A 22,234-nucleotide genomic window follows, 5' to 3' on the forward strand; every position below is an offset into this window, starting at 1 on the left:
CCTCCGACAAGAACATGCTAAACGACATCGTCAAGCGGCCCTTGCTATGGGTCATGCTGTACGGCGCATTGATTGCATATGGCATCTATGCACTCGTGAACATCCATTCCGAAGTCCTGCCGCAGTTCAACATGCCGCAGGTGAGCATCGTGGCCCAGTTCCCCGGCGCGACCACGCTCGACCTCGAGGGCTTGATTGCGCGGCCGCTCGAGGCTGAACTTACGTCGCTTCAGTCCTTGAGCGACGTGCGGACGGTCGTGAGCCAGGGCTCGGTGAAGATTGAAGCGCGTTTCTCAGAAGGAACTACGGCGGCAAGCGCGTTGCAGGATGTCAATGGCGTAGTGGGCCGTGTCAATGGCACGCTTCCCAAAGGGACGACGTTGACCACCGAAATCTCCGGCAACGCAATCAACGAAGTCGCGGACTACGCAATACGGATCCCGGACGGCGTAGATGCCTCCAAGGTACAGCGCCTCGTCGAATCGAACTTCGCACCCCGTGTCCGGGCGGTCGCCGGCGTGCAACGCGTTGCAGTCGTCGGCCCAGGCGCAGACGCAATATGGGTGCGTCCTGACCTCGGGAAATTACAACGATTCAACGTCTCGGCATCGGCGCTCGCGTCGTCACTGGAAACCACGACGGCGATGGTGCCGAGCGGGTATCTCGACGTCGGTCACCAGGACATCTTTATCGAAGGCAGGAATCTGCCGACTGCGCCGTCTGCCTATGCCGGCGTGTCCGTACAGACGCCGAGCGGCGGTGTGCCGCTCGGAGCGATGGCTGACGTTATCCGCTCGGCCCTGCCGTCACACCACGAGGTCAAACTCGACAACCGGCCCACCGTCGCGCTGATCGTGTTCAAGCAACCCGGTGCGTCGACAGTGCCGGTCGTCGACGCAGTGGACAAGACACTACGTGAGCTCGAACCCCAACTGCCTCGCGGTGCGCATTTCGTACGCATTTATAGCCAGGGCCACATTGTCGGGGTGGTCGCCCAGGATTTGACACGGAACCTCGCCATCGGCGCGGTGCTGGCCGTGGCCGTCCTGTTCTGGATGCTCGGCGCGAGTCGCGGCATATGGGCACTCGCCTTGAGCATCCCGCTCTCGCTTCTGGTGGGTATTGCCGGCCTGTATCTGATGGGGCAGACACTGAACCTGCTGACGTTCGGTGCGCTTTCAGTCGCGGTTGGTCTGCTGGCAGACGATGCCATCATTGTGCTCGAGAGCATCTACCACCGCTGGGAGCTCGGCGATGGCCGGTGGGAAGGGGTCGCACAGGGCTTGCGCGACATCGCGGGTCCCGATATCTCCGGCACGCTGACGACCGTGTCGGTATTTCTGCCGCTCGCCTTCGTGGGCGGCCTCGCCGGACTGTTCTTTGTGCCGTTCTCGCTGGCGATGACCGTGAGCCTGATCGCCTCGCTGCTGATCTCGCTGAGCCTGATTCCGCTAGTCCTGGGCGCCATCGGACCACATGTCGAAAAGCGCGCGACATCAGGTTCACGAGCGGTTGCCTGGCTCAAGCGCCATAACTTCCGGTTGCTCGAATTCACCCTTCGCCGTCCAAGCTTGTCCCAGTGGACGTGCATCGCCATCTTCGTGCTCTCCATGGCAGGACTCGCGCTGGTTCCTGTCGACTTCCTGCCGCTGCCTAACGAGGAAGTGCTGCTCGAAAGCTTCACGCTGCCTCCCGGTACCTCGTTGCACGACACGCAGGATGTGGCCGACCGTATCAGTCAGCGTCTGATGGGACTAGCCCCGGTCGCGCACGTCTTCACACGCGTGGGTTCGGCATCGGGGACGTCCTACACCGAGCCCGCTTACGCGGGGGAGATTCAGATCGCACTGAAGCCGAACGTGAATGCAGGCAGTCTCGACAAAATCGGTCAGCAGGTTCTCGCCGCGTCGAAGCTCCCCGCCGTACAGACAGCGATTGGAACGCCGACCCTGGAACGGGTGGGTGAGACACTTTCCGGGTTGCCCCAGCCGTTCGTGATCGACGTGTACGGCGATTCCATTACGACGCTGCAATCGCTCTCATCCGAAGTGACGAGCCGACTCGCGGAAGTACCTAATCTGTCCGACGTGTTCAACAACGATGGCTATCCCATCACCGAATTGCAAATCACGCCGAATCCGGCCGGTCTCGCTCTTCACGGCATTACGCCGGCGCAACTCTTCGCACAGCTGCACATCCTGCTGGCGGGGCAGACGATTGCAACGGTTCCCGAGGGTAACAGCCGCCTGGACGTCTTCGTTCGACTGGCGGACCCCACACAACTGTCCATTGAGCAGCTGAAACAGATCCCCATCATGGCCAATGGCTGGGCCGCCTTGCGGGACGTGGCCGACGTCCATATGACGACGGGGCCGAACGTTATCCGGCATCTGAACGGCCTTCGTGCGATTGAGATACTGGCCACACCGACCGCGCCGCTCGGGCAAGTCATCTCCGCCTCGAAGAAAGCGCTCGAAACGCTTCGCATGCCGGCGGGATATGAAGTGAAGTTCGGTGGCTTGTATCCGCAACTGGAGCATGCGGCAATCAATGTAGCCATCGCGGCGGCAGTCGCACTCGCGCTGATGCTGGGTATCCTGACGCTGCAATTCGATGGTCTGCTGGTGCCGGGACTGCTTCTGTTGCAGATGCCGCTGGCGTTTTCCGGCGGCGCAATCGCGCTGGTGGTGAGCGGTGTCGGTCTGAACGCCATCGGGCTGATTGCGTTTCTCACACTGATTGGCGTGAGCCTGAACCACGGCATCGTGCTGTTGCAACTGGTGAAGCGCAACGAAGCGCGGGGACAGTACGTACTCGATGCGGTACGAGACGCAGTCGAGGTGCGGTTCAGGCCGATTCTACTGACGGTTCTGACCGCATCGCTGGGTCTGCTCCCGACCGCGCTCGGCTTCGGCAAAGGCGCGGCCCCGGAACGAGGGCTCGCCATCGTTACACTGGGCGGGCTGGTGTGGAGCGGTTTGCTCAGTACGAACCTGCTGCCGGCGCTCTATGTATACCGGCGCGAGCGGCAACGCCGGAATACGCCTTAAATGATGTCGACGCCCAAGGGCCCCTCAGGCAGGGATCGAGTTCGACCGCACCGTTGCGCGGCGGTGTGACAATACCCGGATTGACGCAGAAACCTACTGAACCGAAAACACGTGCGGACCGATTCAACCCAGCGCGCCAGTACGCTCAGCCAGATTCCCCGTGACATCTGGATGCTCGGCTTCGTGAGCATGTTCATGGACATCTCGTCGGAAATCATCCACAGCCTGCTTCCGATGTTCCTCGTGACAAGTCTCGGTGCAAGCGCCACGATGGTCGGCCTGATCGAAGGCGTGGCAGAGGCGGCTTCACCCATCGTCAAGGTGTTTTCGGGTGCGCTGAGCGACTACCTCGGTAACCGGAAGTGGCTCGCGGTCATCGGATATGGCATGGGGGCGCTAAGCAAGCCACTGTTTGCGCTGGCGCCCACGGCGGGAATCGTATTGACGGCACGTGTGATCGACAGAGCAGGAAAAGGCATTCGGGGCGCACCGCGCGACGCACTCGTGGCTGACATCACCCCCGCGCATCTGCGCGGCGCGGCCTATGGCCTGCGGCAATCACTGGACACAATCGGCGCCTTTCTTGGGCCGTTGCTCGCGGTCGCCCTGATGCTCCTGTGGGCGGACAAGTTCCGTTGGGTATTTTGGGTCGCGGTGGTGCCGGGACTCGTTGCCGTAGCGTTACTCGCTTTCGGTATCTCGGAACCCGCTCGGCAGCCGGGAGCAAAGCGCGTCAACCCGATTAAGCTCGAAAGCCTGAAGAAACTCAGCCGGCCCTACTGGTGGGTTGTGGCTGTCGGTGCAATCTTCACGCTCGCACGCTTCAGTGAAGCCTTCCTCGTGTTGCGCGCCATGCAGGGCGGTGTGCCGATAGCTCTGGTGCCACTCGTCATGGTGGCGATGAACATCGTGTACGCGCTGTCGGCGTACCCGTTCGGAAAACTGGCTGACTCGACGAGTCACACCAGCCTGTTGGCCGCCGGCATTCTGGTGCTCGTCGCATCCGACATCGTGCTGGCTCATGGCAACGCATGGCCGATCGTGATATTTGGAGTAGCCCTGTGGGGGCTGCATATGGGATTGACGCAGGGTCTGCTGGCGACCATGGTCGCGCAATCAGTACCGGCCGAACTGAAAGGCACTGCGTTCGGCTTCTTCAACCTGACGAGCGGACTGGCGATGCTTGTCGCCAGTGTCTTGGCCGGTCAACTCTGGGACCGTCTGGGAGCGAGTGCGACGTTTTATGCCGGAGCGGGCTTCTGTATCGCCACGCTGTTTGCGCTGCTGATCCGGCCAATGACTCGCGACAGCAAGACATGACGGAGCTGGTCGCGCTGACGAAGGCGAAGCAAAAGATTTACAGCTCGTGCGAAATCGACCCGTCTTTCGCCGACACGAACAGGCGCATCCGATCGGCCTGGCAGTCACGGATATCCGGCCCGCGTGCTGCGCGGGTTTTCCGACGCCGACCGCGAAATGATCCGCGACTTGCTGCTCGAGCACCTCGTGGCCTGGAGCGTCCAGCTCGTGCGATACTCCCTGATCCTGACACCCCCTTACACGCAAATCAGGATGGCATCGCTACGAAACGCAATGGCCAGCATCGTGAACGCCTCAAAGAAAGCGCCGCTCATCGGCCCTATCCAGCTCGCGCTTTACGATCGGTACTGGCGCGCGAGAACCGCGCGCGAATGGTCTGCACGGTACACGAGCGCGCCGCTCGTGATCGACGGCAAGGGGTCGCCCGAACCATCGTTGCGCGATATTTCCTCGCAGCTCTGCACCGCGTCGCAATGTGTTGAGGACCGTTATCGCCGATGGTGTCGCGAAATGAAATCGCCCGCGCGCCTCGCCCGCAAGCAATGGGAATTCGTCTATACGCTCGAAGCTCTTGCGCAATCCGGCATGCTGGCCGCCGGCAAGCGCGGCCTCGGCTTTGGCTGCGGCGGCGAGCCTCTATCGGCTGTCATGGCAAAGCACGGATGCACGATCACCGCGACCGACCTGCAAACGGCTGAGGCCGCCGAGAAAGGATGGGTCGCGACCAACGAGCACGCCTCGACCCTCGAAGGCCTCAACAGTTACGGCATTTGCGCCCCTCGACAATTCGCCGAGCGCGTTTCGTTCGAGTTTGCCGACATGAATGCGGTCCCCGACAAATTCGCCGGCTCGTTCGATTTTGTCTGGTCCTGCTGCGCGTTCGAGCACCTTGGTTCTATTCGGCACGGCCTCGACTTTGTGAAGAACTCGGCGCGCTGCCTCAAACCCGGCGGCGTCGCCGTTCACACAACCGAATTCAACCTCTCGTCGAACGACGAAACGCTCGAAGATCCCGGCTGCGTGATTTTCCGCCGGCGCGATATGGAGTTGCTACGCGACGAGCTGGAAGCCGAAGGCTACGCCGTCGCACCGTTCAATTTCAATCCCGGTAGCAAGCCGGTCGACCACCACATAGACGCCCCGCCCTATTCGTCGTCGCCGCACCTGAAAATCAAGCTCGAAGGCTACGTTGCGACGTCTATCGGCCTGATCGTGACGAAGCCGTAAGCGATCACGCAAAACACCAGAGGCCCCTATATTTAGGGGCCTTTTGTGTACCCGACGCACTCACAACAGCGTCGCTCGCATCTCGCGCGAGCTGTCGGCACCATTGCCGACATGAGCGCAAACGAATCCTCACGCCAATTTCTGAACGGTATGCGCAAAGGGACGGTCGCGGCCGTCGACGGCGCGCTCTGCCGCATGGCGCCAGCAACGCCGAAGTTAACTGCAATTTAGCTGTAGTTCGGAGGGGGAGGAAACGGGGGAATCGTTGTCAGACTTGGCGCGCCCGGCTGGGATCGAACCAGCAACCCCTGCCTTCGGAGGGCAGTACTCTATCCATTGAGCTACGGGCGCATCACCACAAACTGCGGGGGAACTTACGCGAAAGCACGGCAACCAGAACAGGCGCGACGCCAACGCGAGAGACCACAAGAATACCCGGTTTCGGCCGAACCGTCCACCGGACGGCCTCCGACGCCCGCTCCAGCGTCTTCCCCGAGCCCTGCCACCGTCCCTGCCGCTCCGGGTAAACGCCTGCTGAACACCCTCCAGGCCCCCTCGCCGCAGCCGAAACCTTGCGTCTATAATCGTCCGTGGCTGATAAAGAACAAGAAGTTGCCGTCGCGCTGTACCGCTCACATACCCACGGAGACGAGACAAGCATGAGCGAAGCACCACACGGAGCCCCGATCAAAACCCCAGCACAGCTCATCGCCGCCGTCATCGCCGGGTTCGCTGTGCCGATCATCATCATCGTTCTACTCGCCGTCTACGTCGACAATTCGACGCGCACCGGCGCCGGCACCGACTCCCTCTCCGAAGCCGAAGTCACCTCCCGCATCCATCCAATCGCCCAGGTCGAGATCCGCGACGCCAACGCGCCGCGCGTCTACAAGAGCGGCGAGGAAGTCTACAAAGCGGTCTGTTCAGCGTGTCACGCGTCAGGTGCCGCTGGTGCGCCGAAATTCACCAACACCGCCGACTGGGCGCCGCGCATCGCGCAAGGCTTCGACACCCTGTGGCACACCGCGCTGTCCGGCAAGGGCGCCATGCCGCCGCGCGGCGGCACGAGTCCCGACGACTACAGCGACTTCGAGATCGCCCGCGCGGTCGTCTATATGGCGAACAATTCGGGCGCGAGCTTCCCCGAGCCGGCGCAACCGGCGGCGGGCGCAGCCGCCGCATCAGGTGCGGCCGCGGCATCCGGTGCAGCAGGAGCGCCAGGCGCATCGGACGCGGGCGCGGCACAGCAGGCCGCCGCAGCCATGGCGGCGATGGCGAGCGTGCCGCAAACGCCCGCGCCGGCAGCAGGCGGGGCGCAAAGCGCCGACGCCTCGCAGGCCGGCAAGGCGCTGTATCAGTCGGTATGTCAGGCCTGTCACGCGGCCGGCGTGCTCAACGCGCCGAAGTTCGGCGATAAGCAAGCATGGGCGCCGCGCCTGAAGGACCCGATGGACACGATCTACAACTACGCGCTGCACGGCAAGGGCGCGATGCCGCCGAAGGGCGGTTCGAACGCGTCGGATGCGGACGTCAAGGCCGCGGTCGACTATATGGTCAGCGCGGCGAAATAAAGCGGGCGGCATCGGCCGCTGAACGAAAAAATCCCTGCATGCGCTACCGCGATGCAGGGATTTTTTACGTGCATTGGCTGGCAAGCGCACCTGCCTGGCACTCAAAGCCTCAGGCGGTCATGCCTTCTGTAACAACGCCTTCAGACTCGCGAGCCGGTCCTTCGGCGACATCGGCGCCTCTTCCGGCGTCGGCGGCGGCGCATCGTCGAGCAGCATTTCGTTGATGAAGCGCGACGGCTCGCAGACGATCGTCTCGCGCGCCCGCTTGCGCTTCTTGCACCAGTTCAGATGCAGGCTGCGCTGCGCGCGCGTGATCGCGACATACATGAGGCGACGCTCCTCCTCGATGCGCGCGTCGTCGATCGGCTCGTCGTCCGCGCCGCCGCGATGCGGCATGATGCCTTCCTCGACGCCGACCAGGAACACGTGCGGATACTCGAGCCCCTTCGACGCATGCACGGTCGACAACCGCACCGCATCGGGATCTTCCTCGCGGCCTTCGAGCATCGACATCAGCGCGACCGTCTGGATCAGGCCAAGCAGATTCTTGCCCGTATCGCCGAAACCGTCGGCGGTATCGTAGCCGGTCGCCTCGCTGCCGTTGCCGTGCTCCGGCTCCTTCTTCGTGCCCTTACGCTTCAACCACTCGATGAACTCGAGCACGTTCTGCCACTTCGCCTGCGCCTGGCGTTCGTCGAACGCGTCGTACAGATACGCTTCGTAGTGGATCGCCGCCATCAACTCGTCGAGCAGCGTGCCCGCCGCGTCGTTCTCCGCGCGGTCGGTCAGGCGCTGCATGAAGTCGCAGAACGTGCGCATCGGCTCGATCTGGCGCGGCGACAGGCGCGCCTCGATGCCGCCCATGTAGACCGCCTCGAACAGCGACACCTTCGCCTGGCCCGCAAACGCGCCGAGCGCCTCCAGTGTCGTATTGCCGACGCCGCGGCGCGGCGTCGTGATCGCGCGGATGAACGCGGGGTCGTCGTTCGCGTTCGCGATCAGGCGCAAGTACGCGCAAATGTCCTTGATCTCAGCCTTGTCGAAGAACGACTGGCCGCCCGACAGCACGTACGGAATCCGTTCGCGGCGCAGCACCTGCTCGAAGATGCGCGCCTGGAAATTGCCGCGATAGAGGATCGCGTAGTCGCGAAAATGCGTGCGCCGCTCGAACTTGTGCGCGGACAGCCGAAACACGACGGACTCCGCCTCGTGCTCCTCGTCGTTGCAGCCGGTCACCGTGATCGTGTCGCCCGTGCCATGCTCGGACCACAGCTTCTTCTCGAACAGCTTCGGGTTGTTGGCGATCACGTTGTTCGCGGCGGTCAGGATGCGTACCGTCGAGCGGTAATTCTGTTCGAGCTTGATCAGGTGCAGGTTCGGAAAATCCTTGCCGAGCTGGCCGAGGTTTTCGAGGGTGGCGCCACGCCAGCCGTAGATCGCCTGGTCGTCGTCGCCGACCGCCGTGAACGCCGCACGCTTGCCGGCCAGCAGCTTCACCAGTTCGTACTGGCACGCGTTGGTGTCCTGATACTCGTCGATCAGCAGATAGCGCAGCTTGTTTTGCCAGCGGTCACGCACTTGCTCGTTGTTCGCGAACAGCTCGGCGGGCAGGCGAATCAGATCGTCGAAATCGACCGCCTGATAGGCATGCAGCGTCGCCACGTAGTTGCGATAGACGATCGCCGCCTGATGCTCGTCCTCGGTCGACGCGGTCGCGATCGCCTGCTCGGGCATGATCAGGCCGTTCTTCCATAGCGAGATGATCGACTGGATCTTGCGGATGAAGCCCTTGTCCGTCGAACCGACCTGCTCCTGGATCATGCCGAAGCAGTCGTCGGAATCCATGATCGAGAACTGCGGCTTCAGACCGACGTGCTCCGCTTCTTGCCGGAGAATCTGCACGCCCAGCGAGTGGAAGGTACACACCGTCAGCTGGTTCACGGGCACCTTGCGGCCTTCCTTGCCGGGCGCAGTCAGCGTCTTGCCTTCGAGCAGCTTGCCGACGCGCTCGCGCATCTCGGCCGCGGCTTTGTTCGTGAACGTGACGGCGGCGATGTGGCGCGGCTCGAAGCCCTTCGCTTCGATCAGATGCGCGATTTTCTGCGTGATCACGCGCGTCTTGCCGCTGCCGGCGCCGGCGAGCACGAGACAGGGCCCGTCGAGATAACGGACCGCTTCACTTTGAGCGGGATTCAGGCCTGCGGACATCGTTTGTGGATGGGTATTACGGTTGAAGGCCGCTGAGGTCGGACTGGCGGGAGGCGCCGGCCGAAGGCCCGGGACATGCTGCGCGGCGCAATGCGCGCGAGAGGTGCGATGTTAACATGGACATCCTCAATGGATGCCTCGATGGACCGGACGCCCCGACAGACTGCGCGCAAGGCCGCCCGAATGCCGAGCCCCGAGCCCGGCCCACCAATGCCACAATAATGAGGTTGCGCGCCGCCGCCGCGGTGGCAAGACGGCGCGCCGCTCGCCCCAGGAAGACTCGCATGTCTGCATCGCTGAAGATTGGATTGATCGGCTATGGCTTCGCCGGCGCGACGTTTCACGCACCGGTGATCGAACATTGCGGACGCGCGAGCGTCGCCGCAATTGCGACCGGACAATCCGAGCGCGCGCGCGCCGACTATCCGCACGCGAAAATCGTCGCTGATCTCGACGCGCTGCTCGCGCTCGACGACATCGACTGCATCGTGATCGCGACCCCGAACGACACGCACTTCGACCTCGCGCGCCGCACGCTCGAAGCGGGCAAGCACGTAGTCGTCGACAAGCCGGTCACGCTGAGCGCCGCCGACGCCCATACGCTTTCCAATATCGCGCTCGCGCGCGGCAAGCTATTCGCGCCCTTTCACAATCGCCGCTGGGACGGCGACTTTCTGACTGTGCGCGATCTGCTCGCACGCGCGGAACTGGGTCGCGTCACACACTACGAGTCGCATTTCGACCGCTTCCGGCCCGGGGTGCGTCAGCGCTGGCGCGAGGATGTGACGCGCGGTGGCGGCCTGCTGTTCGATCTCGGACCGCATCTGATCGACCAGGCGCTCGCCCTGTTCGGCGCACCGAACACGGTGGCGGCGACGGTGCGCTCACATCGCGACGAAGCGAGCGCCCCCGACTACGTGCACATTCAGCTCGGCTACGACGAGTTCGAGGTCATGCTGCACGCAAGCGCACTGACCGCCTTGCCCGGACCGCGCTTTGCAATCCACGGCACGCGCGGCAGCTACGTGAAGTACGGGCTCGACACCCAGGAAGATCAGCTGAAAGCCGGTCTGCGCCCCGGCGACGAAGGCTTCGGCGCCGGCAATGCCTCCGGCGTACTGCGCGTGCTCGAAGGCGACCAGGAAGTCGAGCGCGAATTGCCGACCCGCAACGGCGAGTACGCCGGCTTCTATGTTGCGTTGGCCGACGCGATCCAGAACGGCATCGCGTTTCCGATCCGCGCGCGCGACGCAGTCGATGTCATGACCATCATCGAACTGGCCGCGCGCAGCTCCGAGCAGGGCGTGCGGCTGCCGTTCGAGCGCATTCGCTGAGCCTCGCCCCGCCATCCGCTCCGTGAGTCACAAAACGAGGCGGCCTTTCGCGCCGCGAATGCCGCCGGTGCGGGCCTTCCTGACGTTCCAGAAAGGAACATAACGTTACAAATTCGCCTGCTGCCGAGTCAGCGGGCGTTCCTGCTCATCCGTTCCTAGCCGGTAGCAACCAATACGACAACGACTCCCGGAGAATCCATGTCTCGAATCATCCGTGCCCTCGCCGCATGCGCGCTGCTCGGCTCCGTCGCCGCCTGCGTGGTGACGCCCCCGCCAGCGCCGCATCCGGGGCCCACTGTCCAGCAGATCGCGGATAAACGCCTGCATCAGGTCGACGGCCGCATCGATAATCTGGCGCACCGTATCGATAACCGCGTGGATCAGGGCTATTACCCGCCGCCGCAAGGCGCCGCGCTGCATCACCGTCTCGAGACGATCCGTCAGGAAGCGCATGACATGGCCGCCCAGCACGGGGGCGGTCTGTCCGCGGAAGAACAGCGCGTGCTGAACCAGGAGCTGGACAACGCGGCTCATGCGATCGGCGAGTGAGCCGCCGGGTAAGTCGCAAAACCGAGTCGGCAAACGAGCTAGCAAGTGAGCATCCACTACCGCTCATCATGCGTTGACGCATAGCGTTGGGAGATGCAACAGACAAGCGCGGAACCGGCGGTCCGCGCTCTTCCTTTTGACGCCCCGAACCGCCGCAGCCGCCTCCACACCGCTCGCGGGCCCTTCATTTGACAAGCCCCGGCCCGTCGCGTAAATTCGCCGCACGCGTCGGGAGAGCGCGCCGGCCGGCGAAAAATCGCAGGCCGCGCCGCCGAAGGGGCACACCCGCAAACTCTCAGGCAAAAGGACCGACCGCGTCGAAAGAACCCGCCTTGCGGCGGTTTTTTCGCACTCTGGAGAGCGGCAGTAGCCATCCGCGTGCATTTCGTGCACAGCAGGCAGGCTGCCCACCGAAGGGGCGCGCGTTTCACCGTGACGGATCGAGCTCATTGAGCACGTCACGGCAGCGCAATCTCTCAGGTATCGAGGACAGAGGGGTCATGCAGGACCACGCTCGCAGGCATCGCGCCGCGACGCGTTGCCCCGCATGGCCTTTTTGTTTCGCGAGACGCCCGAGGCCCCATGACCGAACTCAAACACACCCCGCTCCACGCCGCTCACCGTGCGCTCAATGCCCGCATGGTCGACTTCGGCGGCTGGGACATGCCCGTCAACTACGGCTCGCAGATCGACGAACATCGCGCGGTGCGCACCGACGCCGGCATGTTCGACGTGTCGCACATGTGCGTGGTCGACTTCGCCGGCGATCGAGTGCGCGCGTTCTTCGAATACGCGCTCGCCAACAACGTCGCGAAGCTGCAAACGCCGGGCCGCGCGCTCTACTCCTGCATGCTGCATCCGAACGGCGGTGTGATCGACGACCTGATCGTCTATTACTTAGGCGAAGACCACTTTCGCGTGGTCGTCAATGCCGGCACCGCCGACAAAGACATCGCCTGGTTCGACCGGCTCAATGCGGGGGGCGGCTTCGGCCTCACCATCACGCCGCGCCGCGATCTGGCGATCGTCGCCGTGCAAGGCCCGAACGCGCGCGAAAAAGTCTGGCAAACCGTGCCGGCAGCGCGCGCCGCGACGGAAGCGCTGAAACCGTTCAACGCCGCACGCGTCGACAGCACGCCGTTCGGCGAGCTGACCGTCGCGCGCACCGGCTATACCGGCGAAGACGGCTTCGAGATCATCGTGCCGGCTAACCACGTCGAAACGCTGTGGAACGCACTCGCCGCCCATGGCGTGCGCCCGGCCGGTCTCGGTGCCCGCGACACGCTGCGCCTCGAAGCCGGCATGAACCTGTACGGCCAGGACATGGACGACGATATCTCGCCGCTCGACGCCGGCCTCGCATGGACCGTCGACCTGAGCTCGCCGCGCGAGTTCGTCGGCAAGAGCCGGCTCGAAGCCGACGGCTCGCGCGCCGCGTTCGTCGGCCTGGTCCTGCTGAAGGAAAACGGCAAGGCCGCGGGCGTGCTGCGCGCGCATCAGAAGGTCGTCACGCCGCACGGCGACGGCGAAATCACCAGCGGCACGTTCTCGCCGACCATGCAGGAATCGATCGCCTTCGCGCGCGTGCCGAAAGGCGTGCAGCCGGGCGACACCGTGCACGTCCGGATTCGCGACAAAGCCTGCCCCGCACGCGTGGTAAAACTGCCATTCGTGCGCAACGGCAAGGTGCTGGCGGTCTAAGCGGCCGGCGCACGCCCCCTAAATTCAATCACTACGGAACATACCGTTCAGGAGCATCCCGATGAGCATCCCGGCCGATCTGAAATACACCGAATCGCACGAATGGGTCCGCACCGAAGCGGACGGCACGCTGACGGTCGGCATCACCGACCACGCGCAGGAAGCGCTCGGCGACATCGTCTTCTTCGAAGTCCAGGAACTGGGCAAGTCCGTGACCGCGGGCGATACCGTCGCCGTGATCGAATCGGTGAAGGCCGCTTCCGACATCTACGCGCCGGTTTCGGGCGAAGTCATCGAAGCGAACACAGCCGTCGCCGACTCGCCGGACACGGTCAACAGCGCGCCGTACGACAGTTGGCTGTTCAAGATCAAGCCGACCGCCGACGCGTCGCTCGAGCGTCTGATCGACGCCGACGCGTACGCGAAGTCGATCGGCTCCTGATTCACCTTCCGTTTTAACCGCCAGGCGCGGCGCTCGCAAAACGGCGCGCGCCGCGCCGCCAGGACCACCCATGAAGCTCGAACACCCGGATCGTCTGATGAACCGCACTCCTCTCTCGCTCGCCGCGCTCGAAGTGCATGACGCCTTCGCCGAACGGCATATCGGCCCGGATGCGGCCGACCAGCAAGCGATGCTCGAAGCACTCGGCTTCGCGTCGCGCGCGGCATTGATCGACGCCGTCATCCCGAAGACGATCCGCCGCACCGAAACGCTGCCGCTCGGCCCCTTCGCGCAACCGAAGAGCGAAGCCGAGGCGCTCGCCGCGCTGCGCGAGCTCGCGGACCAGAACCAGGTGTTCCGCTCCTACATCGGCCAGGGCTATTACAACGCCCATACGCCGACGGTGATCCTGCGCAACGTGCTGGAAAATCCGGCGTGGTACACCGCGTACACGCCGTATCAGCCGGAAATTTCCCAAGGCCGTCTGGAAGCGCTGCTGAACTTCCAGCAGATGGTCACCGACCTGACCGGACTCGCGATCTCCAACGCGTCGCTGCTCGACGAGGCGACCGCCGCCGCCGAAGCGATGACGCTGCTGCAACGCGTCGGCAAGCCGAAATCGAACGTGTTCTTCGTTGCCGACGACGTGCTGCCGCAAACCATCGAAGTCGTGAAGACGCGCGCGACCCCGGTCGGCATCGAAGTCAAAGTGGGCCCGGCCGATGCAGCCGCCAACGCCAACGCGTTCGGCGTGCTGCTCCAATATCCGGGCGTCAACGGCGACGTGCGCGACTACCGCGCGCTGACTGAAGCGATCCACGCGGCGGGCGGCCATGTCGTCGTCGCCGCCGACCTGCTCGCGCTGACGCTGCTCACGCCTCCGGGCGAATGGGGCGCGGACGTGGCCGTCGGCAATACCCAGCGTTTCGGCGTGCCGATCGGCTTCGGCGGACCGCATGCCGCCTACCTCGCGGTGCGCGACGAATTCAAGCGGCAGATGCCGGGGCGCCTGGTCGGCGTGACCGTCGACGCGCAGGGCAACTCCGCGTTGCGCCTCGCGCTGCAAACGCGCGAGCAGCACATCCGCCGCGAGAAGGCGACCTCGAACGTGTGTACCGCGCAGGCGCTGCTCGCCATCATGGCGAGCATGTACGCGGTCTATCACGGCCCGCGCGGCCTGAAGACGATCGCGCTGCGCGTGAACCGGGTCGCCGCGCTGCTCGCCGAAGGCGCGAAGCAACTCGGCTACACGCTCGCGAACGAGACCTTCTTCGACACGCTCACGTTCAATAGCGGCGCGCGCACGCAAGCGCTGCACGACGCCGCGCGAGCGAAGCGCATCAACCTGCGCCGCGTCAGCGACGCGCAAGTCGGCGTGTCAGTCGACGAAACCACCACGCGCGGCGATCTCGCCGATCTGCTCGCGATATTCGCGCAGGCCGCGGGCGTCAGCGAGGTGCCGCAAGTCGACGCGCTCGATTCGGCACTGAGCGCATCGAACAGCGCGTCGGTGCCGGCCGCGCTCGAACGCACGAGCGCGTACCTCACGCATCACGTATTCAATCGACACCATTCGGAAACGGAAATGCTGCGCTATCTGCGCAGCCTGTCCGACAAGGACCTCGCGCTCGACCGCTCGATGATCCCGCTCGGCTCCTGCACGATGAAGCTGAACGCGACCTCGGAAATGCTGCCGGTCACGTGGCCCGAGTTCGGTCAGATGCATCCGTTCGCGCCGGCCGAGCAAACCGTCGGCTATCGCAAGATGATCGATCAGCTCGAACAGATGCTGGTCACCGCGACCGGCTATGCGGCGGTATCGTTGCAGCCGAACGCGGGCTCGCAGGGCGAATACGCAGGTCTGTTGATCATTCACGCCTATCACGCGTCGCGCGGCGAAGCGCATCGCAACGTCTGCCTGATTCCCGCTTCGGCGCACGGCACGAACCCGGCGTCGGCGCAGATGGCCGGCATGCAGGTCGTGGTCGTGGGATGCGACGCGCAGGGCAACGTCGATGTCGAAGATCTGAAGAAGAAGGCCGCGCAGCACGCCGACAAGCTCGCGGCGATCATGATCACGTATCCGTCGACGCACGGCGTGTTCGAACAGAACGTCCGCGAAATCTGCGAGATCGTGCACGCGCACGGCGGCCAGGTGTACGTGGACGGCGCGAACATGAACGCGATGGTCGGCCTGTGCGCGCCGGGCCAGTTCGGCGGCGACGTCTCGCACCTGAACCTCCACAAGACCTTCTGCATTCCGCACGGCGGCGGCGGACCGGGCGTGGGTCCCGTCGCGGTCGGCGCGCACCTCGCGCAGTTCCTGCCGAACCAGACTTCGTCCGGCTACGAGCGCGCGCCGCAAGGCATTGGCGCAGTCTCGGCCGCGCCTTACGGCTCGGCGTCGATTCTGCCGATCTCATGGATGTACATCGCGATGATGGGCGCGAAGAATCTGGCCGCCGCGACCGAGACCGCGATCCTCAATGCGAACTACGTCGCCAACAAGCTCGCGCCGCATTATCCGGTGCTGTATTCGGGCCCCGGCGGCCTCGTCGCGCACGAGTGCATTCTCGATCTGCGTCCGATCAAAGACACGAGTGGCATCACCGTCGACGACGTCGCCAAGCGCCTCGCCGACTACGGCTTCCACGCACCGACGATGAGCTTCCCGGTGCCGGGCACGCTGATGGTCGAGCCGACCGAGTCGGAGTCGAAGGAAGAGCTCGACCGCTTCATCGAGGCGATGATCGCGATCCGGGAGGAAATCCGCGCGGTCGAGGAAGGCCGCTCCGATCGTGAGGACAATCCGCTGAAGCACGCGCCGCACACGGCGGCGGTCGTGATCGCCGACGACTGGAAGCACGCCTATGCGCGCGAGACCGCCGCCTATCCGCTGAAGACGCTGATCGCGAACAAGTACTGGCCGCCGGTCGGCCGGGCGGACAACGTGTACGGTGATCGCAACCTGTTCTGCTCGTGCGTGCCGATCGCAGATTACGAATAAGCAGCGCCCGCCGCCGGCCGCCAACGCAGCTCGCGTGAGCAGGCGGCGCCGCGCGGTGAAGGTGCGCGGGCGCCCGCGCGCGTTTCTGTCGTTGAAAGCCGCAACCGGCTAACATCACACACCGAATCAGCCTAACGAGGAGTTTCGCATGGCGCGAAAGGTGCGATTGATGCAAAGCCAGGCAGCGGCGGCCGGCGCCCGTGTGTGGCGATCCGCGTACGCGGTGCTGCTGGCCGGCGCGGCCGCGTTGCTGCCGCTGCGCGAGGCGCAAGCCGCGATGAATTTCTGCGCGGCGCCAGCGCTGCAAACGAGCGAGCGCACCAATGCCGACCCGGGCGTCAAGGCGCTCGTCGCCAACGTGCAGGCGCGTCTGAACGAGCAGCCGCACGCGCTGGCCAAATTGCACACGGAGGGCACGCTGCCGCACGAGGGCATCTACGACCAGAGCGTCGCAGCGGAGCAGGATCTCGACCTGCTGCGCGACGCCGCGCTCGCGTGGCGCGCGACCAGCGACGACCGCTTCCTGAAGCTCGTTGACCGTCTGTTGTATGCGTGGGTCACGACCTATCAGCCGAGCTTCAATCCGATCGACGAAACGCGTTTCGAAGGGCTGATCCTCGCGTACGACATGACCGCGAGCGCCTTACCGGTGAAGACGCGCAACGCGGCGATGGCATTTCTGACGAAGCTTGCGAACGGCTACATCGCGCAGATCGACGCCCAGCCGCGTCCGCTCACGGGCACGTTTCGCAACAATTGGCAAAGCCACCGCATCAAGCTGATCGCGATGGCCGCGTTCACGCTCGACAATCGCAAGATGATCAATGCCGCGCAGCGGCTGTTCGTCGAGCATATCGGCGACAACATTGCGCCGGACGGCTCGACGATCGACTTCGGCGAACGCGACGCGCTGCACTATGTGACGTACGATCTGCAACCGCTTGTGACGGCCGCGCTCGCCGCGCGCCGCCACAACCGCAACTGGCTGCAGGAGAAGGGCGCGAACGGCGCGACGCTGCTCGCGGCGCTGAACTGGCTCGCGCCGTTCGCTACCGGCGGCCAGACGCATCAGGAATTCGTGCATTCGAACGTTCCGTTCGATGCCAAACGTCGCGAGGCCGGCTTGCCCGGTTATTCGGGTCAGTGGGATCCCAAGGACGCGACGGAACTGTTTCACCTGGCGGCGCGTCTCGATGGACGCTTTACGCCGGTCGCGCTGCAGCTCGCACCGACGCCGCCCGCGTGGCTCGCCGTGTGTTTGCCGCTGCCGGCGCGCTAAACTTTTTATTTCCAGCAGGGAGTGGTACATGGCAGTCAGCGTCTTCGATCTCTTCAAAATCGGCATCGGTCCGTCGAGCTCGCATACGGTCGGGCCGATGCGCGCGGCGCTGATGTTCGTCCAGGGACTCGAGCGCGACGGGCTGCTCGACACCACCGCATCGGTGAAGGCGGAGCTGTACGGCTCGCTCGGCGCGACCGGCAAAGGGCACGGCACCGATCGCGGCGTGATGCTCGGCCTGATGGGCGATGCGCCCGACACCGTCGACCCCGGCACGATCGCGCAACGGCTCGACGCCGTGCGCGTGTCGCGCAAGCTCGCGCTGCTCGGCACACATGAGGTGCCGTTCGTGCAGAAAGAGCACATCGCGTTTTATCGCCAGGCGCTGCCCGAGCATCCGAATGGCCTGAAACTTTTCGCGTTCGACGCGCAAGGCGCGACGCTACGCGAGTCGACCTACCTGTCGGTCGGCGGCGGCTTCGTCGTGACGGCCGGCGCGCCCAACACGAAGGTGTTGAGCGCCGTCGATCAACTCCCGCATTCGTTTCGTACGGGCAACGAATTGCTCGCGCTGTGCGCGTCGAGCGGCAAAAGCATCGCGCAGCTGATGTGGGAAAACGAGCGCGCCTGGCATACCGAAGAAGAAACGCGCGCCGGTCTGCTGAAAATCTGGGACGTGATGCAATCGTGCGTCGCGCGGGGGTGCGGCATCAACAATCCCGATGCCGATGGTCACTTGCCGGGGCCCTTCCAGGTGAAGCGGCGCGCGCCGCAGCTGTATCGCGCATTGACGGGCAACCCGGAGCGCGCATTGCAAGATCCGTTGTCCATGGTCGACTGGATCAATCTGTACGCGATCGCCGTCAACGAAGAGAACGCCGCGGGCGGACGCGTCGTCACCGCGCCGACCAATGGCGCGGCCGGCATCATTCCGGCCGTGCTGCATTACTACACGCGCTTCATGCCGGGCGCGAACGAGCAGGGCGTGATCGACTTTCTGATGACGGCCGCCGCGATCGGCATCCTGTACAAGCTGAACGCGTCGATCTCCGGCGCGGAAGTGGGCTGCCAGGGCGAAGTCGGCGTCGCGTGCTCGATGGCCGCGGGCGCGCTCGCCGCCGTGATGGGCGGCACGCCGAAGCAGGTCGAGAACGCCGCGGAAATCGGCATGGAGCATAACCTCGGTCTCACCTGCGATCCGGTCGGCGGCATGGTGCAGATTCCGTGCATCGAGCGCAACGCGATGGCATCGGTGAAGGCGGTCAATGCCGCGCGCATGGCGTTGCGCGGCGACGGCAGCCACTACGTGTCGCTCGATTCGGTGATCAAGACGATGCGCGAAACGGGCGCGGACATGAAGACCAAGTACAAGGAAACGTCGCGCGGCGGACTCGCGGTCAATATCGTCGAGTGTTGAGTGGTTGGGTGCTGCATTGCATGACAGCGCCTGCGTGCCCGGCGTAAGCTGTCGAAGCGCCCATCGGCCGCTGCCGCCGGTTCGATCGATGCGGCTCCATCCCAACGCACTCACGCACTGCCAGGAGGCTTCTTCGCAATGTCGCTGCCGAATGCTCCCGCTTCCAATTCATCTTCCTTTTCCGCTTCGGATACCGCACGGACCACCGGCGCACGCCTCGTCGTCGATGCATTGCTCACGCACGGCGTCGAACGCGTGTTCTGCGTCCCCGGCGAAAGCTTTCTCGCCGTGCTCGATTCGCTGCACGACGAAACCGCGCGCATTCAGACGGTCGTCTGTCGTCACGAAGCCGCGGCCGCGAACATGGCCGAAGCGGTCGGCAAGCTGACCGGCCGCCCGGGTGTCGCGCTCGTCACGCGTGGACCGGGCGCGACGCATGCGTCGATCGGCGTGCACACCGCGTTTCAGGACTCCACGCCGATGATTCTGCTGATCGGCCAATGCGCGCGCGAGCATCTCGATCGCGAGGCGTTCCAGGAGATCGACTACCGGCGCATGTTCGGTCAGATGGCGAAGTGGGTCGCGCAAATCGATGACCCGAAGCGGATTCCCGAATATCTGAGCCATGCGTTTCACACGGCGACGTCGGGCCGCCCGGGGCCGGTCGTGCTGGCGCTGCCAGAAGACGTGTTGAGCGACGCTTGCGATGCCGTGCCCGGGGCGCCCGCTTATCAGCGCGTGGCGGCGTCGCCGTCGGCCGCGCAGATCGCGAAGCTGCGCGAACTGCTCGAAGGCGCGCAACGGCCGATGGTGATCGCCGGCGGCAGCGGCTGGACACCGGCGGCATGCGCGGACCTGCGGCAATTCATCGAAAGCTGGCAGTTGCCGATCGGCCTCGCGTTCCGCTTCCAGGACACCTTGGATAACGACCATCCGAACTACGCGGGCGACGTCGGTCTCGGCATCAATCCCGCGCTCGCTCAGCGCATCCGCGACGCGGACCTGCTGCTCACGCTCGGTCCGCGCCTCGGCGAAGCGACGACCAACGGCTATACGCTGCTCGACATTCCGAAGACCCGGCAGACGCTCGTGCACGTGCATCAGGGCGCGGAAGAACTCGGGCGCGTGTATGCGGCCGATCTGCCGATCGTCTCCGGCATGCCTGAGCTCGCGGCGATGCTGGCGGAGCTGAAGCCGTCGTCGTCCGGCAAGCTCGTCTGGGCGGGTGCCGCCGAAGAAGCGCATCGCGCGTATCTGGAATGGCGCAAGCCGCGCCCGATTCCGGGCGACGTGCAGCTGGGCGAAGTGATCCAGCAGCTGCGCGCGCACTTGCCCGACGACGCGATCGTCACGAACGGCGCCGGCAATTACGCGACGTGGCTGCATCGACATTTCTCGTATCGACACTTCCGCTCGCAGCTCGCGCCGACCAGCGGCGCGATGGGCTACGGCGTGCCGGCGGCGCTCGCGGCGAAGTCGCTCTATCCGCAACGCGCGGTGGTCGCGCTCGCCGGCGACGGCTGCTTCATGATGGCCGCGCAGGAGCTCGCGACCGCGATGCAGTACGACCTGCGCGTGCTGTTCATCGTCGTCAACAACAGTCACTTCGGCACGATCCGCATGCATCAGGAGCGGCACTATCCGCATCGTGTGCATGGCACCGGCCTCACGAATCCGGACTTCGCGGCATTCGCGCGATCGTTCGGCGCTCATGGCGAAACCGTTGAACGAACCGAGGCGTTTCTGCCCGCGTTACAACGCGCGATCCAATCGCAGTTGCCGGCCGTGATCGAGATTCGCATGCCGCAGGAAGCGAGCACGCCCGCAGCGACGCTGGAGCAGATTCGTGAGCAGGGCAGGAAGATGCGCGGGGAGTAAAGATGGCCCGCGTGGCCTGACAGCGCGTCGAACGCGTAGCCAATGAAAAACCCCGCCGAAGCGGGGCTTTTCTTCATCAACGGCAGTCAGCAAAAAATTACTTGCCGCCCACGCTTTGCAGCGTCGTCCATTTGCCATCGACGACCTTGTACAGCGTGATACCGCCGTTCTTCAGATCGCCGTGCTGGTCGTACGCGAGGTCGGCCGACGTCACCGCCGGCTTCGACGTCTTCGCGAGCACCGGCAGGTACTTGGCCGGGTCGGTCGAGTTCGCGGTCTTCATCGCGGTGAACATCGCCATTGCGCCGTCGAAGGCGTACGGCGAGTACGTCTGCACGTCTTCGTTGAAGCGCGCCTTGTACTTCTCGACGTACGCCTTGCCACCCGGCATTTCATCGAGCGGCAGACCGGCAAGCGAGGCCACCGTGCCGTTCGCCGCGTCGCCGGCGAGCTTGATGAAGGTCGGCGTGTGGACCATCTCGCCGCCCATCAGCGGCGCCTTCACGCCGAGCTGCTTCATCTGCTTGACCATCGGTGCCGCTTGCGAATCCGCGCCGCCGTAGTAGATCAGATCCGGGTTCGTCGATTTCAGCTTGGTCAGGATCGACTTGAAATCGACGGCCTTGTCGTTGGTGTATTCACGGTCGACGATCTTCGCGCCCGCTGCCTTCGCTGCCTTCTCGAACTGATCGGCAAGACCCTGGCCGTAAGCCGTGCGGTCGTCGACGATCGCGATCTTCTTCATGCCGAGGTTCTTCACCGCGAACGCGCCGGCGACCGAGCCTTGCTGCGTGTCGGAGGTCATCATGCGGAAGGTCGTCTTGAAGCCCTGCTGCGTGTATTCCGGCGCGGTCGCCATCGCGATCTGCGGAATGCCCGCGTTCGCGTAGATGCGCGAGGCCGGAATGGTCGTGCCCGAGTTGAAGTGGCCGAGCATGCCCTTGATGCCGTCATCCACGAGCTTCTGCGCGACCGTCGTGCCGGTGCGCGGATCGGCCTGGTCGTCGGCCGAGTCGAGCACGATGCGAACCTGCTTGCCGCCGATCACCGGCTTGGTCGCGTTGAACTCTTCGACCGCGAGCACGATGCCGTTCTGAAAGTCCTTGCCATAGTGCGCCTGTGCGCCCGTCATCGGACCGGCGAAACCGATCTTCACGTCTTCCGTCGATTGAGCGTTGGCCGTCCCCGCCAGCGACATTGCGGCAACCAGAGCTGCGCCTGCCAGCTGTTTCATTTTGTGTTGCATAGCTT

At 64.5% G+C, this 22,234-nt stretch carries 14 protein-coding genes, 1 tRNA gene and 2 riboswitches; of the genes, 12 read left to right on the forward strand and 3 right to left on the reverse strand.

Features of this window, described 5'->3' with window-relative positions; translation table 11 throughout:
- Positions 1-53: 53 nt before the first annotated feature.
- From BJG93_RS16185 to BJG93_RS16195, 3 genes are all read left to right on the forward strand, one after another.
- The gene (locus BJG93_RS16185) at positions 54-3,050 is read left to right on the forward strand and encodes an efflux RND transporter permease subunit (RefSeq protein WP_231337409.1); all 2,997 of its coding nucleotides are present in this window, start codon (positions 54-56) and stop codon (positions 3,048-3,050) included.
- A gap of 171 nt (positions 3,051-3,221) precedes the next feature.
- Positions 3,222-4,370 (forward strand): MFS transporter, encoded by a 1,149-nt coding sequence (locus tag BJG93_RS16190; protein WP_407675301.1) that lies wholly within the window; start codon positions 3,222-3,224, stop codon positions 4,368-4,370.
- A gap of 402 nt (positions 4,371-4,772) precedes the next feature.
- A complete protein-coding gene (locus tag BJG93_RS16195; RefSeq protein ID WP_231337410.1) occupies positions 4,773-5,597 on the forward strand; it encodes an SAM-dependent methyltransferase in 825 nt (274 codons plus the stop codon).
- A gap of 275 nt (positions 5,598-5,872) precedes the next feature.
- On the opposite strand, the gene BJG93_RS16200 is transcribed toward BJG93_RS16195, so the two are convergent.
- A tRNA-Arg gene (locus tag BJG93_RS16200) sits at positions 5,873-5,948 on the reverse strand.
- A gap of 308 nt (positions 5,949-6,256) precedes the next feature.
- Between BJG93_RS16200 and BJG93_RS16205 the strand changes: the two genes are divergently transcribed.
- Entirely contained in the window at positions 6,257-7,168 is a 912-nt protein-coding gene (locus BJG93_RS16205) for a c-type cytochrome (protein WP_027199243.1), read from the forward strand.
- 117 nt (positions 7,169-7,285) lie between these two features.
- Here BJG93_RS16205 and BJG93_RS16210 read toward each other — a convergent pair whose 3' ends face one another.
- Positions 7,286-9,376 carry a UvrD-helicase domain-containing protein gene (locus BJG93_RS16210; protein ID WP_027199244.1) on the reverse strand — a complete coding sequence of 697 codons (2,091 nt, stop codon included), beginning with the start codon at positions 9,374-9,376 and terminating at the stop codon, positions 7,286-7,288.
- A 284-nt stretch (positions 9,377-9,660) separates the two neighbouring features.
- Between BJG93_RS16210 and BJG93_RS16215 the strand changes: the two genes are divergently transcribed.
- The 8 genes from BJG93_RS16215 (at position 9,661) to BJG93_RS16250 (ending at position 20,983) form a co-directional block, all read left to right on the forward strand.
- Positions 9,661-10,710 (forward strand): oxidoreductase, encoded by a 1,050-nt coding sequence (locus tag BJG93_RS16215; RefSeq protein ID WP_027199245.1) that lies wholly within the window; start codon positions 9,661-9,663, stop codon positions 10,708-10,710.
- Positions 10,711-10,908: 198 nt separating this feature from the next.
- Positions 10,909-11,259 (forward strand): hypothetical protein, encoded by a 351-nt coding sequence (locus BJG93_RS16220; protein WP_027199246.1) that lies wholly within the window; start codon positions 10,909-10,911, stop codon positions 11,257-11,259.
- 219 nt (positions 11,260-11,478) lie between these two features.
- A riboswitch (glycine riboswitch) is annotated at positions 11,479-11,581 on the forward strand.
- A 21-nt stretch (positions 11,582-11,602) separates the two neighbouring features.
- Positions 11,603-11,762: riboswitch (glycine riboswitch) on the forward strand.
- A gap of 79 nt (positions 11,763-11,841) precedes the next feature.
- Positions 11,842-12,960: a glycine cleavage system aminomethyltransferase GcvT gene (gcvT, locus tag BJG93_RS16225; protein WP_027199247.1), complete on the forward strand. Its 1,119-nt coding sequence runs from the start codon at positions 11,842-11,844 to the stop codon at positions 12,958-12,960.
- 61 nt (positions 12,961-13,021) lie between these two features.
- Positions 13,022-13,402 carry a glycine cleavage system protein GcvH gene (gene gcvH, locus BJG93_RS16230; protein ID WP_027199248.1) on the forward strand — a complete coding sequence of 127 codons (381 nt, stop codon included), beginning with the start codon at positions 13,022-13,024 and terminating at the stop codon, positions 13,400-13,402.
- 70 nt (positions 13,403-13,472) lie between these two features.
- Positions 13,473-16,409 (forward strand): aminomethyl-transferring glycine dehydrogenase, encoded by a 2,937-nt coding sequence (gene gcvP, locus BJG93_RS16235; protein ID WP_027199249.1) that lies wholly within the window; start codon positions 13,473-13,475, stop codon positions 16,407-16,409.
- Between the two features lie 148 nt (positions 16,410-16,557).
- The gene (locus BJG93_RS16240) at positions 16,558-17,688 is read left to right on the forward strand and encodes an alginate lyase family protein (RefSeq protein WP_027199250.1); all 1,131 of its coding nucleotides are present in this window, start codon (positions 16,558-16,560) and stop codon (positions 17,686-17,688) included.
- Positions 17,689-17,716: 28 nt separating this feature from the next.
- Positions 17,717-19,105 (forward strand): L-serine ammonia-lyase, encoded by a 1,389-nt coding sequence (locus tag BJG93_RS16245; RefSeq protein WP_027199251.1) that lies wholly within the window; start codon positions 17,717-17,719, stop codon positions 19,103-19,105.
- A gap of 138 nt (positions 19,106-19,243) precedes the next feature.
- On the forward strand, positions 19,244-20,983 hold the full coding sequence (locus tag BJG93_RS16250; RefSeq protein WP_027199252.1) for a thiamine pyrophosphate-binding protein: 1,740 nt from the start codon (positions 19,244-19,246) through the stop codon (positions 20,981-20,983).
- Positions 20,984-21,080: 97 nt separating this feature from the next.
- On the opposite strand, the gene BJG93_RS16255 is transcribed toward BJG93_RS16250, so the two are convergent.
- Positions 21,081-22,229 carry a branched-chain amino acid ABC transporter substrate-binding protein gene (locus BJG93_RS16255; protein ID WP_027199253.1) on the reverse strand — a complete coding sequence of 383 codons (1,149 nt, stop codon included), beginning with the start codon at positions 22,227-22,229 and terminating at the stop codon, positions 21,081-21,083.
- Positions 22,230-22,234 lie beyond the last annotated feature (5 nt).

The sequence above is a fragment of the Paraburkholderia sprentiae WSM5005 genome, assembly GCF_001865575.2.
In the GTDB taxonomy this organism is placed as follows: domain Bacteria; phylum Pseudomonadota; class Gammaproteobacteria; order Burkholderiales; family Burkholderiaceae; genus Paraburkholderia; species Paraburkholderia sprentiae.

Excerpts from the sequence above, each read along its gene's own strand:
- gcvT (WP_027199247.1), top strand. The coding sequence starts at position 11,842 with ATGACCGAACTCAAACACACCCCGCTCCACGCCGCTCACCGTGCGCTC.
- BJG93_RS16185 (WP_231337409.1), top strand. The coding sequence starts at position 54 with ATGCTGTACGGCGCATTGATTGCATATGGCATCTATGCACTCGTGAAC.
- BJG93_RS16190 (WP_407675301.1), top strand. The coding sequence starts at position 3,222 with ATGCTCGGCTTCGTGAGCATGTTCATGGACATCTCGTCGGAAATCATC.
- BJG93_RS16220 (WP_027199246.1), top strand. The coding sequence starts at position 10,909 with ATGTCTCGAATCATCCGTGCCCTCGCCGCATGCGCGCTGCTCGGCTCC.
- gcvP (WP_027199249.1), top strand. The coding sequence starts at position 13,473 with ATGAAGCTCGAACACCCGGATCGTCTGATGAACCGCACTCCTCTCTCG.
- BJG93_RS16210 (WP_027199244.1), bottom strand. The coding sequence starts at position 9,376 with ATGTCCGCAGGCCTGAATCCCGCTCAAAGTGAAGCGGTCCGTTATCTC.
- BJG93_RS16250 (WP_027199252.1), top strand. The coding sequence starts at position 19,244 with ATGTCGCTGCCGAATGCTCCCGCTTCCAATTCATCTTCCTTTTCCGCT.
- BJG93_RS16245 (WP_027199251.1), top strand. The coding sequence starts at position 17,717 with ATGGCAGTCAGCGTCTTCGATCTCTTCAAAATCGGCATCGGTCCGTCG.
- BJG93_RS16205 (WP_027199243.1), top strand. The coding sequence starts at position 6,257 with ATGAGCGAAGCACCACACGGAGCCCCGATCAAAACCCCAGCACAGCTC.
- BJG93_RS16255 (WP_027199253.1), bottom strand. The coding sequence starts at position 22,229 with ATGCAACACAAAATGAAACAGCTGGCAGGCGCAGCTCTGGTTGCCGCA.
- gcvH (WP_027199248.1), top strand. The coding sequence starts at position 13,022 with ATGAGCATCCCGGCCGATCTGAAATACACCGAATCGCACGAATGGGTC.
- BJG93_RS16240 (WP_027199250.1), top strand. The coding sequence starts at position 16,558 with ATGGCGCGAAAGGTGCGATTGATGCAAAGCCAGGCAGCGGCGGCCGGC.
- BJG93_RS16215 (WP_027199245.1), top strand. The coding sequence starts at position 9,661 with ATGTCTGCATCGCTGAAGATTGGATTGATCGGCTATGGCTTCGCCGGC.